Below are 15,603 nucleotides of genomic sequence, written 5' to 3' on the forward strand. Positions count from 1 at the left end.
AGATTCGGCAATGGCACAGGCGATCGCCGCGACGCGGTGCGCGGCAGGCGCTGCCTGAGCGTCGCCGCGATCACAACAGGCGCGGCGCCCACGCAGCGTGTGTGCGCCGCGCGGTGGCGTGCACATCGATAAAGAGTTCATGCACGTGCCGGCCGCGGCCGCCATCGGCTCCGTGGAGCGCGACGGCGGCGACGCGACACGTCGCGTTACGGCGTCAGGATGACCTTGCGGCAGTCCTGCTCCTTCTTGTCGAAGATCGCATAGCCATCGGCGGCCTGCGCCAGCCCCATCCGATGGGTGATGATCTCGTTCGGCTTGAGCCGGCCCTCGCCAATATGCTCCAGCAGTTCCGGCAGGAAACGCTGCACGTGGGTCTGCCCCATCTTGAAGCTCAGGCCCTTGTCGAAGGCGTCGCCGAACAGGAAGCCGTGGATGAAACCGGCATACACGCCGGGCACGCTGACCGTGCCGCCGCGGCGGGTGGCGGCAATGCACTGGCGCAACGCGGTGCCGCTGCTGCCTTCCAGCTTCAGCGTGGCCATCACCGTTTCCACGGTGCTGCCCTTGGCCTCGAAGCCGACCGCGTCGATGCTCGCATCCACCCCGCGGCCGTCGGTCTGGCCGACGATGATGTCGGCCGGATCGTCGATCTCCTCGAAATTGAGCGGGATCACGCCATAGGTCTTCTGCGCGAAATCCAGGCGGTATTGATAACGGTCGACCATGAAGATGCGCTCGGCGCCGAGCATGCGGCAACAGGCGGCGGTCATCAGCCCGACCGGACCGGCGCCGAAGATCGCCACGGTGCTGCCCTGCCCGACGCCCGCATTGAGCGCGGCCTGGTAGCCGGTGGGCAGGATGTCGGACAGGAACAGCACCTGCTCGTCGTGCAGGGCGTCCGGCACCACCAGCGGGCCGACGTTGGCCTTGGGCACGCGCACGTACTCGGCCTGGCCGCCGGCCACGCCGCCGTACAGATGGCTGTAGCCGAATAGCGCCGCCGGCGGGCGGATGCCCTTCTGGTTCAGCGCGGCGCCCTTGCCGGTATTGGTGGTCTCGCAGGCGGCGTATTCGGTCAGGCGACAGTGGAAGCACTCGCCGCAGGCGATCACGAACGGGATCACCACGCGGTCGCCCTTTTTCACCCGCGTTACCTCGGGACCAACGTCCTCGACCACGCCCATGAACTCGTGGCCGAGCACGTCGCCGCTGTGCAGGTCGGGAATCTTGCCGCGGTACAGGTGCAGGTCCGAGCCGCAGATCGCGGTCGCGGTGACCCGCAGCACGATGTCGTCGGCATCGACCAGGACCGGATCGGGAACGGTTTCCACACGCACGTCCTTGGTGCCGTGATAGGTGAGAGCTTGCATCGGATGGTGTCCTCTTGCGACGGCGTGGAGCGCAGTGTTGCCGCAGGCGACGTGCAACCGGGGTGACCATGCCGTGAGGCCAGCGTGGCGGGATCGGCGCAGCGCCCTGCGGCGCGGCGCTGAGGCACGCCATGGCTTGCCGCGCAATCCGCACACTGGCGCCTGCCCGTGGAGCGACGAGGCGATTCAGTGCGGCAGCAGGCGCGCGTCGATCGCGTAATCGGCAAGCATCGTCGCCAACGCTTGCCGCGCGTGCGTGCGATCGCCTGGATCCGCCGCGTCCAGCAGCTCCTGCGCGAGCGCGCTGAATTGCGGCCAGAACTCTTCCGGATGGCGCAGATGCGCGGTCCATTCCGGCAGCATCGCCGCCATATGCGCCAACGCCGCCTGCGTTTGCGCGTGCGTGTTCATGCCGGCGCGCGCGGCTGCCGCCATTGCACGCGATGCGCCTTGCCGTCGTCGGCCAGGACGATGCGCGCGTCCTGCTGAAGCACCCCGTCCACGAACAGGCCGGCGCTGTCGGCGGCATCGCCTGCCTGCTCGGCGGCGTGCTGCAGCAGTTCGATGTGATACGTGCTGCTGCCGTGGCGGTACTGCAGTTCGCAGCGCTCCCAGTCGGCCGGCAGGCACGGCCGCAGCTGCAGGCTGTCGCCTTCGCGCTGCAGGCCGAGCAGCGATTCGACCAGCAGCCGGTACATCCACCCGGCCGAACCGGTGTACCAGGTCCAGCCGCCGCGGCCCACGTGCGGCGCCACGCCGTAGACGTCGGCGGCCAGCACGTAGGGTTCGACCTTGTAGTGCTCGCTGGCCGCCGCATCCAGGCTGTGCCGGATCGGGTTGATCATCCGCGCCAGTTCCCAGGCGCGTTCGCCATCGCCGAGCCGGGCGAAGGCCATCGCCGCCCACACCGCCGCATGCGTGTATTGCCCGCCGTTCTCGCGCACGCCCGGCACGTAGCCGCGGATGTAGCCGGGGTCGTGCGCGATGCGGTCGAACGGCGGCTCCAGCAGTTGGATCAGGCCGGCATCGCGCTTGACCAGGTGCCGGTCCAGCGCGGCCATCGCCTGCCGCGCACGCGCCGGTTCGGCCGCGCCGGACAGCACTGACCAGCTCTGCGAGATCGAGTCGATGCGGCATTCGGTGTTTTGCGCCGAACCCAGCGCAGTGCCGTCGTCGAACCAGGCGCGCCGGTACCAATCGCCATCCCAGGCATGCGCCTCGAGATTGCCGCGCAGCGCATGCGCCGCCGCCTCGCACTCGTCGGCGAAGGCCGCATCCTCGCGGCCGCGCGCCAGCGCCGCGAACTGCTGCAGCACATGGAACAGGAAGAAGCCCAGCCACACGCTCTCGCCCTTGCCGCCCTCGCCCACCCGGTTCATGCCGTCGTTCCAGTCGCCGGTGCCGATCAGCGGCAGGCCGCGCCCGCCGAGCAGGGCCATGCCGCGGCGCAGCGCCTGCACGCAGTGCGCGTACAGCGGCGCACGCTGGCTCGACGGCGCCGGCAGGTCGTAGTACGACTCCTCGTCGGCGCCGACCGCGCGGCCTTCGATGTAGCGCACGTCTTCGTCGAGCACGCCGCGGTCGCCGGTGACCTGCAGGTAGCGGCACGCCGCCAGCGGCAGCCACAGGTAGTCGTCCGAACAGCGCGTGCGCACGCCGCGGTCCTGCGGCGGATGCCACCAGTGCAGCACGTCGCCCTGCGGGAACTGGTGCGCGGCGCTGGCCAGCAGGTGCTCGCGCGCCAGCGCCGGGGTGGCGTGGACCAGCGCCATCATGTCCTGCAGCTGGTCGCGGAAACCGAACGCGCCACCGGACTGGTAATAGCCGCTTCGCGCCAGGTAGCGGCAGGCCAGTGTCTGGTACGGCAGCCAGCCGTTGACCAGCAGGTCCACGCTGGGATCTGGGGTCTTCACCTGCAAGCCGCCGAGCAGCTGGCGCCAATGGATGCGCACCGCATCCAGCGCGTCGTGCGCGGCATCGCGGCCGCGCAGGCGCCGCGCCAGCTCCACCGCCGCGTCCTGGTCCTTGCCGGCGCCGAGCCGGAACACGGTCTCGCACTCGGCGCCGGCGGCCAGGGTCAGCGGCACCTGGATCGCCGCGCACGGATCCAGCCCGGCGCCGAGGCGCCCGGACAGGCGTTCGCGGCGCAGCGCCTGCGGGTCGCTCATGTCGCCATTGCGGCCGAGGAACTCGGTCCGGTCGCCGCTGCAACTGCGCGTGGCCGCGTCCACGTCGAAGAACGCGGTGCGCGCGGAGAACTCGGCGTTGTACGGATTGCGCGCCAGCAGCGCGCCCTGCGCGCCGTCCTGTTCGGTGACCACGTGCATCTGCGATTTCACCCGCAGGTCGCCCAGCACCCATTCCACATAGCCGGTCGCCGACAGGCGCCGGCTGCGCCCGGACAGGTTGCGCAGCTTCAGCACCGAGAACTTCACCGCCTCGTGCAGCGCCACGTACACCCACAGTTCGCTGGCGATGCCGTCGTGCACGTGCTCGTAGACGCTGTAGCCGAAGCCGTGGCGGGTGCGGTAGTCGCCTTCGCCGCGGCGCGGCAGCGCTTGCGGCGACCACACCCGGCCGCTGTCTTCGTCGCGCAGGTAGAACGCTTCGCCGCAGGTATCGCCGACCGGGTCGTTGTGCCAGGGCGACAGGCGGAACTCGTGCGCGTTCTCGAACCAGGTGTAGCCGGCGGCGCTTTCGCTGAGCACCGTGCCCAGCTGCGCGTTGGCCAGCACGTTGGCCCACGGCGCCGGGGTCGGCGCGCCCTCGCGCAGCGCGACCAGGTATTCGCGGCCATCGGCGGCGAAGGCGCCGGTGCCGTTGTCGAACAGCACCTGCGCGTGCGCCGGCGCGAACGGCCATGGATCCTCGTGCGCATCGCCGGTCGCATGCGCGAGCGGTGCCAGCGACTGCGCCTGCGCCAACGCGGCGGCGGGCAACGGCACCAGCTCGGGCACGCCGCGCGGCGGCGGCAGGTGCCGGCCGATCTGCGCGGCCAGGGTGCCGCGCTGGTCGCTGACGATGACCCGCGCCACCACCTGCAGCAGGATGCGGTCTTCCTGCGAGATGTTCTGCACCGGGCGCACGAAGATGCCGCCGGGGCGCTCCAGCACGCTGGCGTCCGGATCGGCGGCGACCATGCCCAGGATCTGTTCCTGCAGCTGTTGCCGGTAGCCGCTCTGGCTCTCGTTCCAGATCACCAGGTCCGCATGCAGGCCCTTGAGCCGCCAGTACGCATGCGCCTGCACCATCTGCCGGACCAGCTCGATGTTGTCGGCATCGCCGATCTGCAGCAGCGTGATCGGCAGGTCGCCGGAGATCGCATGGCCCCACAGCCCGGACTGGCCGCGCCGGTTCTGCAGCAGCAGTTCGCTGTCGGCGCGCAGCGCCGGATGCACGTACACCATCAGCCCGGCCAGGCGCTCGTACAGCTGCGCATCGGCCTGCGAGGCGTTGATCTGGCGGCGCACCACCTGGCTGTGGGTCCAGGCCAGGTCGAACACGCGGTCGGCCAGGCGCCGGTCGCGGTACTTGTCGATCAGCGCCGTGCAGGCGTCGCGGTCGCCGCCGACGCCGTAGACGATGTCGATCATCGCGGTCTGTTCCGGCGCCAGCACGATCCGGCAGCGGATCGCGACCACCGGGTCGAGCACCGAGCCGGCGGTGTCGGACAGCACCGCATCCTGGCTCAGGGCACGCGGGGTGCGCGCGCTGTTGCCGCGGCCGAGGAAGCGCGCGCGGTCGGTCTCGTAGGAAATCGCGCCGATATGCGCATCGTGCACCGCCACCAGGTGGAACATCCACGGCGCCACCTCGTCGTGCGCGCGCGTGCGCCGCGTGCACAGCAGCGCCTGCCTGTCGCGGGCGATCTCGGTCTGCACGAACAGGTTGCTGAAGGCCGGATGCAGTTCGTCGGCGATGGCCGGGGCCAGCACCACTTCGGCGTAGGTGGTGATCTCGATGGTGCGCGGCTGCCGCGAGCGGTTGCTGACCCGCAGGCGGCGCAGCTCGATGTCGTCCTCGGCGGAGATGGCCACTTCCAGGTGCGTGTCGAAGCCGCGCTTGCGCCCGCGGAACTCGGCCTTGGCATCGGAGAAGATCGCTTCGTAGTGGTCCACCGCCACCGCGGTGGGCTGGTAGGCGGCCGACCAGTAGTCGCCGCTGTCCACGTCGCGCAGATAGCAGAAGCTGCCCCAGTGGTCGCGGGTGCCGTCTTCGCGCCAGCGGGTGATGGCCATGTCGCGCATGCGGCTGTAGCCGCCGCCGGCACTGGTGAGCAGGCCGTGGTAGCGGCCGTTGGAGAGCAGTTGCACCGCCGGCCGCGAGGCGCCGGGATCGCGGAACACGCGCAGTTGGGTCTCGTCCTCGCGCGCGTCCTGGGCGCTGCGCGCGGGGCCGTCGGCTTCCTGCGGATGGAACACGCCCACCCGCGGAATCCGTTCCTGCAGCAGCAACAGGGTGGCCTGGAATTCGGCATCGGCGGCGAAGCGCTTCTGCATCGGCTGCTCGCGCAGCAGATGGTCCAGCGCCAGCAGGCCCATGCCCTGGTGATGCGCCATGTACGAGCGGATCACGGCATGATCCTGGCCCGGCGGCACCCGGCTGGGGGTGTAGTCGATCGCCTCGTGCAGGCCGAAACGGCCGCCGAAACCGGACTCGGAAAGCCGCTGCAGGTTGGCGCAGGCCGCTTCCGGGGCCACCATCAGCGCCATCATGCTGGCGTATGGCGCGATCACCAGATCGTCGCCGAGCCCGCGCTTGAGCCCCAGCCCGGGCACGCCGAACGCGCGGTACTGGTAGTTCATCCGCGCATCGACCGCGTTGTAGCCGGACTCGGACACGCCCCACGGCACCGCGTGCCGCTCACCGTGCGCGATCTGCGCGTTGACCGCGTGCACCGCGGTCTGGTCGAGCAGGGTGTCGGCATAGCTGGGCATCACCAGCTGCGGCATCAGGTATTCGAACATCGAGCCGCTCCACGACAGCAGCGTCGCTTCGCCCTCGACTTCGGTGAGCTGGCGGCCGAGCGCGAACCAGCTTTCCTGCGGCAGCTGGCCCTGGGCGATGGCGACGAAGCTGCACAGCCGCGCTTCCGATGCCAGCAGGTCGTAGTAGCCCTGGTCCAGGCGCCGTTCGTCGACGTTGTAGCCGATCGCCAGCAGGCGCCGCGCCGGATCGTAGAGGAAGCCGTATTCCATCAGCGACAGCTGCCCGGCGATGTGCGCCAGGCGCTCGAGCTGGTGGATGCGCGCCCGCGCGCGCTCGGCGGCCTCCGCGCTGCGGGTCTGCGCGGCCAGCGCACGCAGCGTCGGCAGCGGCGTCTCGGCCGCAGGCGCGGAGGCGGCGTCGCGGTGATCGCCCGCCGTCGCCCACGGTGCGAACTCGCGCAGCTCCTGCTGCGCGGCGTTGCATGCGTCCAGCAACGCCTGCGGCCAGTGCGGCGCCAGCGCGTCGGCGCAGCGTTCCGCCGTGGCGGCCGGCGGCGGCCACTGCGCGGCGATCGCCGCCGCCTGCGTGGCCAGCGCAGCCAACACCTGCCAGGTCTGCGCCAGCGTGCCCGGCGGGGCCGCGCACAACGCCTGCAGACGTTGATCGAAGTCGTGCAGCGCCGCCTGCGGCACCGCCGCTGCGGCTGGATTGTCATGCGCGGCCTCGCGCAGCACGCCGAACGTGTCGGCCAGCCCGTCGAAGGTCGCCGTGGCCAGCAACGGCGCATCGCACAGCGCCAGCAGGCCCTGGCGTAGGGTCAGCAGATGCCCGGCCAGGTTGCCGCTGTCCACCGTCGACAGATAGGCCGGCGGCAGCGGCAGCAGGGTCTCGGTGTCGTACCAGTTGTAGAAATGGCCGCGATGGCGCGGCAGCGTCTCCATCGTCGCCAGGGTCAGCCGGGTGCGTTCGATCACCCCGCCCGGCTGCAGGTAGCCCAGGTCGTAGGCGGCCAGATTGCCGAGCAGGGCCAGGCCGATATTGGTCGGCGAGGTGCGCCGCGCCACCACCAGCTGCGGATGCTCCTGCACGTTGTCCGGCGGCAGCCAATGGTCCTGCGCGCGCATGTGCACTTCGAAGAACGCCCAGGTGCGGCGCGACAGCCGGCCAAGGAAGGCGCGCTGCGGCAGCGCCAGCTGCGCGCGGCGCGGCGCGGCGGCATGCCCCATCCACGCCATCAGTGCCGGGGCGGCGATCCACAGCGCCAGGATCGGCGCGGCGACCCACAGCGCCTGCGGCTGCCGCCACGCCAGCACGCCCAGCAGCGCCAGCGCGAACAGCGCCGCCGGCGCCATCCCGCCCAGCTCGGCCGCATTGCCGCGGCCGAGACTGCGCGCCACGTCGCTGGACGCGTGCCATTGCAACAGGTGGCGCCGGCTGACCAGCATCCGCCACAGCGTGCGCACGATCGCCAGCGCGGCATAGCCGGCCTCGTACGGCAGGCACGCCAGGGTCACCAGCGCGCGCTGCAACTGCGTCTTCAGCGCCTTGCCCAGCGTGCCCAGATGCATGCGCCAGGCCATGTCCAGCGGCTTGGCGACCACGTCGTGCAGCGCCGGCACCACGATCGGCAGCACGAACAGGCCCAGCAGCCAGGCGGTCCACGCCGCCGGCCGCGGCAGCCACAGCCAACCGGTCGCCAACAACGCGGTGGCGGCGATCGGCACCAGGCTGCGGCGCAGGTTGTCCAGCAACTTGCCGCGCGACAGGATCGACAGCGGATTGCGCCGGTAGCGGCCGGCGCCGTCCGGCACCCACGGCAGCAGCCACGGCAGCAGTTGCCAGTCGCCGCGGATCCAGCGCGCGCGGCGCTTCACGTCGGCCGCGTAGCGCGCCGGATAGTCCTCGAACAGGCGCACGTCGCTGACCAGGCCGGCGCGCGCATAGCAGCCTTCCAGCAGGTCGTGGCTGAGGATGCGGTTGTCGGGCAGGCGGCCGTCGAGGGCCTGCTCGAACGCATCCACGTCGTAGATGCCCTTGCCGACGAACGAGCCTTCGCCGAACAGGTCCTGGTACACGTCGGACACGGTGCGCGTATACGGGTCGATGCCCGGCTCGCTGCCGAACAGGCGCGCGTAGCGGGTGATGCGGTGGCCGCTCATGCTGCTGCCCACGCTCGGCTGCAGGATGCCGTAGCCGCGGGTCACCCGGCCCAGCGCCGGATCGATGCGCGCGCGGTTCAGCGGATGCGCCAGGGTCGCGACGAACTCGCGCGCCGCATCGCGCGGCAGCCGCGTGTCCGCGTCCAGGGTGATCACATAGCGCACCTGCGCCAGCAACGCGGTCGCGCCGATCGCCGCGCTGAAATCGGCATCGGCCGCACCGCCGCGCAACAGCCGGTTCAGCGCCGCCAGCTTGCCGCGCTTGCGTTCGTGGCCGATCCAGGCGCGTTCGCCGGCACTCCACAGGCGCGGGCGATGCAGCAGCAAGAAGCGGTCGCCGCTCTCCGGCGCGTAGCGCTGGTTGAGCCGCGCGATGTGCTGCGCGGCGTGGTCGAGCAGCGCCGCGTCGCCGGGCAGCGTCGCCTGCGCGGCGTCCAGGAAATCGGTCAGCAACGCGAAATGCAGCTGCACATCGCGGTTGGCCAGGAACCGCACTTCCAGCGCCTCGGCCAGTTCGTCGATCGTGGCCACGTCGCTGAGCATGCTCGGCACCACCACCAGGGTGCGCGCGCCCACCGGGATGCCCTTGGAGAAATCCATCCGCGGCAGCGTGCGCGGCGCCACCAGCAGCGTCGCCGCCCAGTTGACCAGCGCCACGCCCAGCTCGCTGAACAGCAGCGCGCCCAGCAGCGCGGTCGTGGCCCACAGCCATGGCGGCAGCGTGGCCAGCGCATGCAACTGCTCGAGCAGGGTCCAGCTGCCGAAGCCGGCGATCGCCGCGATCGGCAGCAGATACGCCGGCAGCGGCAGCGTGCGCCGCGCCACGTGCGGCCGCCGGCGCGCGCGCGGCAATGCGGCGATCGCCGCCGGCAGGTCGCGCTGGCCGTCGTCGACCAGGTAGTAGCCGACATGGCGCCGGTCGTCCAATGCCGCCGTCTGCGCCAGCTGCAGCACGCACTCGGCCACCGCGTCCTCGCTGGCGCCGCTGCGCCGCGCCAGCAGCTCGACGCTGTGCCGGTAGCTGTCGCGGGTCTGGAAATCCATCTGCGCATAGGTGCCGTGCGGATCGCGGCGCAGATGCGCTTCGACCACGCTCAGCTCCTCGACGAAATCGCGCCAATCCATCGTTGCCAGAAAACGCAGGCTGGCGATGCTGTTGCTGATCGAGACCTGGTCGGCGGCCTGCTGCTGGCTCTCCGCATGCACCATGTCGTCGATGCGCTGGCCGCCATCGGCCAGCCACTGCTCGACCCAGCTCACCGGCATCGCCAGCACCCCGCCGCGCCCGTGCAGCCCGCGCACCAGTTCGGCGACGAACGCGCCGGACAACGGCGGCTGCGAGCGCGCCATGTCCGCGACCACCAGCACCACGCTCTTGGGATCCTGCGCGGCGGCGGTATTGAGCCGGTCGGCCCAGTCGCTGGCCAGGCGGTGGTCGATGCCGTCGCGCATCACCCGCGCCGCGACCCGGCGCAGGTTTTCCAGCAAGCCCAGGCGCAACATGATCGGGATCGCCCACAGCTCGCCCAGCTTCAGCGGCGTCACCGTCTGGTAGGCGGCGATGAAGCGGCTGGCCATGTCGGCATCGATCCGGCCGTCGCCATGCGCGATCGCGTCCATCGACAATGCATAGACGCGCGGCAACCCGGCCGATGCGCCCTGCGCCAGCGTCGGCAGCTGGCGACTGTAGCCGGCGGGCAGATGGCGCCGCGCGATCAGGATCTGCTCTTCGACCAGGTAGAAGTTGTCCAGCAACCACTCGCCGGCCGGGGTCACGCGGATATCGTCGCGGACCATCGCCGCGAGCATCGCCAAGGCGTCGCGCAGCACGTCCTCGTTCTGTTTCAGCCGCGCCAGCAACACCTCGGGGCTGCGCCCGCCGCGCACCCGGTGACTGTGCGCCAGGGCCTCGCCGTGCGCGGCCATCTGTTCGGCGCTGAGCAGCTGCGCGCGCAGCGGCTCTTCGGCCAGCGGCCGCGTGCGGCCATGCTGCAGGAACATCGCGCGCACGCCGGAAAGGCCACGCCGATAGGGAAGCAGCCGTCTACGCAACGCACGCCAAGGGGACGCCATGATGATCCAGAGGGGCCACAGGGCCCGCTTGGTTCCATGCTTAACAGGCGCCGGCAGCGCCAGGCGTGAATGCGCGCAGCGCAGTCCGCGCGATTGCCGGGCGCGCTTGCTGCGCCGCGCGAGGCGCCGCCACGCCGCGGTTGACGCTGCGGCCGGCGCCCGGCGCAGCGATGGCGTTCAGGCGCCGATGCGTGCGACGGCTCCGACTGGGCAAATCCGCGGCGATCGCGGGGCGATTGCGCAGAATGCGGACGCTTGGGAGGCGAGGCGAGCACGCGCGGACGCTGGTGAATGGCAGCGACCCGCCGGGCCTTGAACGATGTCATCCGCGGCGGCAAGACGTTCTCCGCGGCGATCGACTTCGATGCGGTGCTGCGCGACCCGACGCACCGGCACGCACGGCCGGCACCACCCGCGGCCACCGGCATCCCAAACGATGCCGGCCATGCGCGCGGGGCCGCCGCGACCGGCCTGTCGTTGTTCGGCTGCAAGGCCCGCCGACGGCGGCGCCGCTTCCGCGACCGGGGCTTGTCGGCAAGCGCTTTCTGCAGAGATCCCCCAACACTGTGCGAGCGACTTCAATCGCGACGGGCCTTGTCGATCAAGCCCTGCGCGAGCGAAGACCCGAACTCACCGGCAGGCGCTCGCACAGATCAAGCAAGCGCTCAGGCACGTCGACGCGATCGGGATAGGCTATGCCCATGCCAATGCACACCCGCCCCTGCCCGATCCGCCGCACTGCCTTCGCGCTCCCGCCCATCCCGCGTCGTGGCGACGCCAGCGCGAGCGGGATGCACAACCAGGCAACCGCTTCGTGAGCGCCCTTCGTTTTCGCGTACTGGACCACGCCGCGCATGCCTGGTTCCTGCTGCAGGCCGGCGCCGACTATTTCCTGGACGTGAACTGCAGCGCGTCGGCGTTCGGCTATTCGCTGCTGATCCGACTCGATGCCGACGAAGGCGCGCAGCTGCAGCATGGCGGCCATGCCGCCTGCGATGCCCTGGCCACGCGCATCCGCGACACGGCAACGCCGCAGCACCGGCGCGACGTCTCCCGGGAATACGGCGAAGCGGTCTCGCGCGCCATCGCCCGCTGGCGCGAGCGCGCCGGCAGCTGACGTCGCACCCGACCGTGACGGCCACGCGCCGCATCGGCTGCACGCGCTGCATTACCATGCGGCTTCCCGTCCGCGGAACCCGCCATGCCCGACAGCCTCCACGACCTGCAGACCGCCCAACGCGCCTTTGCCGCAGAACGCGACTGGGGCCAGTTCCACAGTCCGCGCAATCTGGCCGCCGCGCTGTCGGTCGAGGCCGCGGAACTGCTCGAACATTTCCAATGGCTCGACGACGCGCAGAGCCGGCAGCTCAGCGACGACAAGAAGGCCCAGGTGGGCAGCGAAATCGCCGACGTGCTGCTCTACCTGGTGCAGCTGTGCGACAAGCTGGGCATCGACCCGATCGCCGCGGCGCAGCAGAAAATGCTGGTGAACGCGAAGAAGTACCCGGTCGAGCGCGCCAAGGGGCGCATCACCAAATACACCGAGCTGTAGCGGCGGCAGCGGCAGGGATTGAAAGAAGCCTCCGCCAGGCGTATTGCGCCCTACCGCGCAGCGGCCTTCTTCGCAGCACGCTTGCGCGGCGCACGCTTCCTGGCCGCCATTTTCTTCGCCGTGCTCTTCCTTGCGGTGGAGGCACCGGTCCCGGCCGTCTTCGCCCGCGTCCGCGCCGCCTGCTTCGCCGCGCTCTTGCGCACACTGGCGCCCTTGGTCTGTGCGGTCTTCTTCGCCGCGGCCGAACGGCTGCTGGCGGTGCGTTTGCTGGCCGCCTGCTTGGCCTGCGTGGACAAGGCCTGCTTACCCACGGTCTGCGAGGCGGTCTTGCCCTTGCTGGCGGTCTTCAGCGCCTGCTTGGCGCCGCGCGAACGGGTCGGCGACGGCGCGGCGGCCTTGCCGCCCTTCGCTTCCTCCTGCGCGACCTTGTTCTTGGTGGACTTGGAGGCGGACTTGGACGCACCGGTCTTGGCCCCGGCGCGGCGTGCCTTGGACAGGCCGATGGCGATCGCCTGCCTGGTCGATTTCACCTTGGTCCTGCCCGCGCGCACCCCGTCGATCTCTTCGCGCACGAATTCACCGGCCTGCGTACTGCCGGCCTTGCCCTCGTGCTTGGCGCGCGTGGCGCGCCTGCTGGCGGATTGCTCTGGCATGACGTTCTCCTGCAAACGGCCGCAATGGCCATCGCTGCAGATGTAGCAACCCATCGGTAAAGACCAGGCATAGAACGGGCGAAGCCGAAGTGCACGCGGGGCGGCACGACTACGCGCCGCCGCAAAGATACGGCGAGTATTTCTGGATCGCGCCCTGGATCGGCGCATGCTGCCCGTACATGGCCAGGCACACCAGCAGCATCGAGGCGATCGCGTAGGGGCGGCGTGCCGGCATCACGCCCGGTACGCCGCGCCAGCGCAGGAAGCAGGCGCCGACCAGCGCACCGACCAGCAGCCCGGCGATCACCTCGGACACGCTATGCGCGCGGTCGAAGACGCGCGCGGCGGCGATGGCCGCGGCAAGCGCGAAGCCGCAGACCAGCGCCGGCCGCGGCGCGTATCGGCCGCCGAGGCACAGCATGAAGGCCATCGGCCACACGACCGCGGCGAGCACGGTGTGGCCGCTGACGACCCGGAACTGCAGGGCGCGCACTTCCACGCCGCAGCCGGCATAGAGGATCTTGGTCGCCCCGACCAGCGCTGCGGCCGCGGCCAACAGCCCCAACCACGTCCACGCCGCACGCGCTCCGCCTCCCCCGATCGCCAGCCACAGGCAACAGAGGGCGGCCAACGGCAGCGTCAACGCCGCGTCGCCGAGGTTGCTGAGCGCAGACCACATGGACATTCCTCTCGAGCGCGCATAGGCAAGGACGCCGGCGCAATGGTGGATCGCGCCATGCTACCGGCGATGGCGACAACGTCGGTGGAACGAAGCCGCCGACACCCGCGAGATGCCGGCATTTTGCCAGCAGCACGGCATCGTCGCCGACGTGGAAGTGATCGCGATGGAGCAGATCAACGACGCCTTCGCGCGGCGGCGGAAAGGCGACGTGCACTACCGCTTCGTGATCGATATGGCGCGCTCGGCGCTGTAGGCGGGGTTGGCCTGCGGCGGCGGCACTGCACGGCAACACGCCGTCGCGGGCCGGACGCGCGAGCCAGCACCCAGAGGTGCTTGCGGCAGGGTCCAAGCGGGGAACCGGGACTCTCGCGCCTGGCTTGACCGCCCCCGCCGCGCAGGCGATGCTCGACGCGGCAGCCGATGCCGCCGCACCGCACCCGCGCAGTTGGCCACGCTGCGCGACCGTCCTGGGCCACGCCAGCAAGGAAGACACCGATGTCCGCCAACAAAACCGTCGCGCCTGCCGTCCTGTCCGGCGCCATCAGCCTGTTCGTGGTGCTGGGTCTGTGCGTCGGTCCGCTGTACTTCAGCGCGGCCCTGGTCTGCCTCGCCATCCTGGCGCTGCGCAACGACACGCGCCAGGCGCAGATGTACGCCGGGCTCGCGCTCGTGTTCCTGCTCGTCGCCTTCGGCTACGGCATCGGCAAGGACCTGGCGCAACGCGACAACCTGCACGATGCGCAGGCTGTCGAAAGTACCGACCAACAGTAGCGATCACGATCGCGGCAATCCGGCAGGAGCCGACGTCGATGCAAACCCCGCTGGTGTTAGTGCTGGCATTGGCTGGCACACCGCAGCAACAGCCTGCCCCCGAGCGTGCAACGCCGCCGGAACCCTTGTCCGCCACGTCGCTGCACATTCCCGCCGACGTTTGCTTCGGCACGTCCGATACGGACAAGCGCTGCACTGTCACGGTATCGTTCGAGGTTCTCGACAGCGGCGCCGTCGGCAAACTCGACGTCATCCGCTCGTCCAGAGACCGTGTCTGCGATCGGGCAGTAATGGAGTCCGTCCGCAGTCGCCGCTATCCGTTAGGCAAGCCCTTCGCTATCGTCCATGAAACGCTGCAAACTCCGAGTTGCAAGATGGACCGGTTGAAGCGCTAAGTTCACCGCCAGCGGGGGCTCGCGCACAGCGTTCGGCAGAAGGCATGACCTAATGCAGTTCGGAACGGTAAAGCACGATGTGGCGACAACCCGGCACTAAGCGTGCCACTGCCCGCGCGGGTTTGCGCGTGGCGGCATTGCGCAGCGGCGCGCGACATTTGCCTGCTCGGCACGTACAGTGCCGAGCAGATTGATTGCCGCAAGGATGCCCATGCATTACGCCGCACTTCGTCCCCTGCTCGAACCCTGGGGCGAGCTACGCCCACAGCCGGTGTCCGACTGGCAGGGACCGATGCCGCTGCCGACAACGCTCGCCGATTTCTACGCGCAGGTTGGGCCGTGGGGCGAGACTTACCACGAACAGGTGGGCCCGACCGGCGTGTCGCTCGACATCGGCGGCAACCCGGTCGACATTCCGCCGCTGCACAAGCTTTGGCAACTGCAAGCCGGGTACCGGTGGAATGCCGTCAGCGGCGAACGCCTTGCGGACTGGAGCGAGCAATGGCTGGTGGTCGCGGACCAAGGTGCGGACCCTTTCATTCTTGACGTCAGCAGCGGCGAGGTCTTGTTCGCGTTTCACGGTGCAGGCACGTGGGAACCAAAGCTGCTGGCCGCCACGCTGGACACCGCATTCGGTGGCCTGGCCACCATCGCCAACGCCATGGCGGAGCTGGGCGACGACGCGTTCGACGACACCGACGAGTTGCTCGCAACGGCCCGAACGGCGGTCGCGTCGTCCCTGGCATCGTATCTGGGCAGCGCTGCCCACGCCTCGCAATTCCTGGATGCCTTGGAGTGGTACCCATCTTGAACTAGCCCAATAAGCAGTGCTGCGAGGCCGATCCACAAACGCCCGTGACAGCCGCACGACTGGGAGGAACGAACCACCTACAGTCGCGGCGCTTCCGGGCCAATCGCGAAGCGCCCTGGGACCGCCAGACTTCCCTCGCTCATCGTGCACCGCATCACAGCTTTTCCTGGCCGATCCGTTAGCGTTGCGTCTGGGCTGACGGGGACTC

At 70.2% G+C, this 15,603-nt stretch carries 9 protein-coding genes and 2 pseudogenes; 6 read left to right on the top strand and 5 right to left on the bottom strand.

Annotated elements, in window-relative coordinates; all coding sequences use genetic code 11:
* Window positions 1-206: 206 nt before the first annotated feature.
* From NRY95_15900 to NRY95_15910, 3 genes are all read right to left on the bottom strand, one after another.
* The gene (locus tag NRY95_15900) at window positions 207-1,370 is read right to left on the bottom strand and encodes a glutathione-dependent formaldehyde dehydrogenase (protein ID UYC15201.1); all 1,164 of its coding nucleotides are present in this window, start codon (window positions 1,368-1,370) and stop codon (window positions 207-209) included.
* Window positions 1,371-1,556: 186 nt separating this feature from the next.
* Window positions 1,557-1,805 (bottom strand): hypothetical protein, encoded by a 249-nt coding sequence (locus NRY95_15905; GenBank protein UYC15202.1) that lies wholly within the window; start codon window positions 1,803-1,805, stop codon window positions 1,557-1,559.
* Complete coding sequence (locus tag NRY95_15910; protein ID UYC15203.1) at window positions 1,778-10,459, bottom strand: cyclic beta 1-2 glucan synthetase; 8,682 nt, start codon at window positions 10,457-10,459, stop codon at window positions 1,778-1,780. The genes NRY95_15905 and NRY95_15910 overlap by 28 nt, the downstream gene beginning before the upstream one ends.
* Before the next feature lie 886 nt (window positions 10,460-11,345).
* On the opposite strand from NRY95_15910, the gene NRY95_15915 reads away from it, so the two are divergent.
* The gene (locus tag NRY95_15915; GenBank protein ID UYC15204.1) at window positions 11,346-11,648 is read left to right on the top strand and encodes a hypothetical protein; all 303 of its coding nucleotides are present in this window, start codon (window positions 11,346-11,348) and stop codon (window positions 11,646-11,648) included.
* Window positions 11,649-11,732: 84 nt separating this feature from the next.
* Window positions 11,733-12,083, top strand: a complete 351-nt coding sequence (locus NRY95_15920) for a nucleotide pyrophosphohydrolase (GenBank protein UYC15205.1) — start codon at window positions 11,733-11,735, stop codon at window positions 12,081-12,083.
* Between the two features lie 158 nt (window positions 12,084-12,241).
* On the opposite strand, the pseudogene NRY95_15925 reads toward NRY95_15920, so the two are convergent.
* Together NRY95_15925 and NRY95_15930 are read right to left on the bottom strand one after the other, a co-directional pair.
* Window positions 12,242-12,736: pseudogene (locus tag NRY95_15925) on the bottom strand (DUF6496 domain-containing protein).
* 109 nt (window positions 12,737-12,845) lie between these two features.
* Window positions 12,846-13,415 (bottom strand): phosphatase PAP2 family protein, encoded by a 570-nt coding sequence (locus NRY95_15930; protein ID UYC15206.1) that lies wholly within the window; start codon window positions 13,413-13,415, stop codon window positions 12,846-12,848.
* Between the two features lie 100 nt (window positions 13,416-13,515).
* Between NRY95_15930 and NRY95_15935 the strand changes: the two are divergent.
* The 4 genes and pseudogenes from NRY95_15935 (at window position 13,516) to NRY95_15950 (ending at window position 15,395) form a co-directional block, all read left to right on the top strand.
* A pseudogene (locus tag NRY95_15935) lies at window positions 13,516-13,671 on the top strand (NAD(P)-dependent alcohol dehydrogenase).
* Window positions 13,672-13,913: 242 nt separating this feature from the next.
* Window positions 13,914-14,189 (top strand): hypothetical protein, encoded by a 276-nt coding sequence (locus NRY95_15940; GenBank protein ID UYC15207.1) that lies wholly within the window; start codon window positions 13,914-13,916, stop codon window positions 14,187-14,189.
* Between the two features lie 38 nt (window positions 14,190-14,227).
* A complete protein-coding gene (locus NRY95_15945) occupies window positions 14,228-14,584 on the top strand; it encodes an energy transducer TonB (GenBank protein ID UYC15208.1) in 357 nt (118 codons plus the stop codon).
* Window positions 14,585-14,795: 211 nt separating this feature from the next.
* A complete protein-coding gene (locus tag NRY95_15950) occupies window positions 14,796-15,395 on the top strand; it encodes a hypothetical protein (GenBank protein ID UYC15209.1) in 600 nt (199 codons plus the stop codon).
* Window positions 15,396-15,603: the final 208 nt, after the last annotated feature.

The sequence above is a fragment of the Xanthomonas campestris pv. phormiicola genome, assembly GCA_025666215.1.
In the GTDB taxonomy this organism is placed as follows: domain Bacteria; phylum Pseudomonadota; class Gammaproteobacteria; order Xanthomonadales; family Xanthomonadaceae; genus Xanthomonas_A; species Xanthomonas_A campestris_A.

Bases quoted from the DNA above. Each gene is read 5' to 3' on its own strand.
- NRY95_15900 (UYC15201.1), bottom strand. From the start codon at position 1,370: ATGCAAGCTCTCACCTATCACGGCACCAAGGACGTGCGTGTGGAAACC.
- NRY95_15905 (UYC15202.1), bottom strand. From the start codon at position 1,805: ATGGCGGCAGCCGCGCGCGCCGGCATGAACACGCACGCGCAAACGCAG.
- NRY95_15910 (UYC15203.1), bottom strand. From the start codon at position 10,459: ATGTTCCTGCAGCATGGCCGCACGCGGCCGCTGGCCGAAGAGCCGCTG.
- NRY95_15920 (UYC15205.1), top strand. From the start codon at position 11,733: ATGCCCGACAGCCTCCACGACCTGCAGACCGCCCAACGCGCCTTTGCC.
- NRY95_15930 (UYC15206.1), bottom strand. From the start codon at position 13,415: ATGTGGTCTGCGCTCAGCAACCTCGGCGACGCGGCGTTGACGCTGCCG.
- NRY95_15940 (UYC15207.1), top strand. From the start codon at position 13,914: ATGTCCGCCAACAAAACCGTCGCGCCTGCCGTCCTGTCCGGCGCCATC.
- NRY95_15945 (UYC15208.1), top strand. From the start codon at position 14,228: ATGCAAACCCCGCTGGTGTTAGTGCTGGCATTGGCTGGCACACCGCAG.
- NRY95_15950 (UYC15209.1), top strand. From the start codon at position 14,796: ATGCATTACGCCGCACTTCGTCCCCTGCTCGAACCCTGGGGCGAGCTA.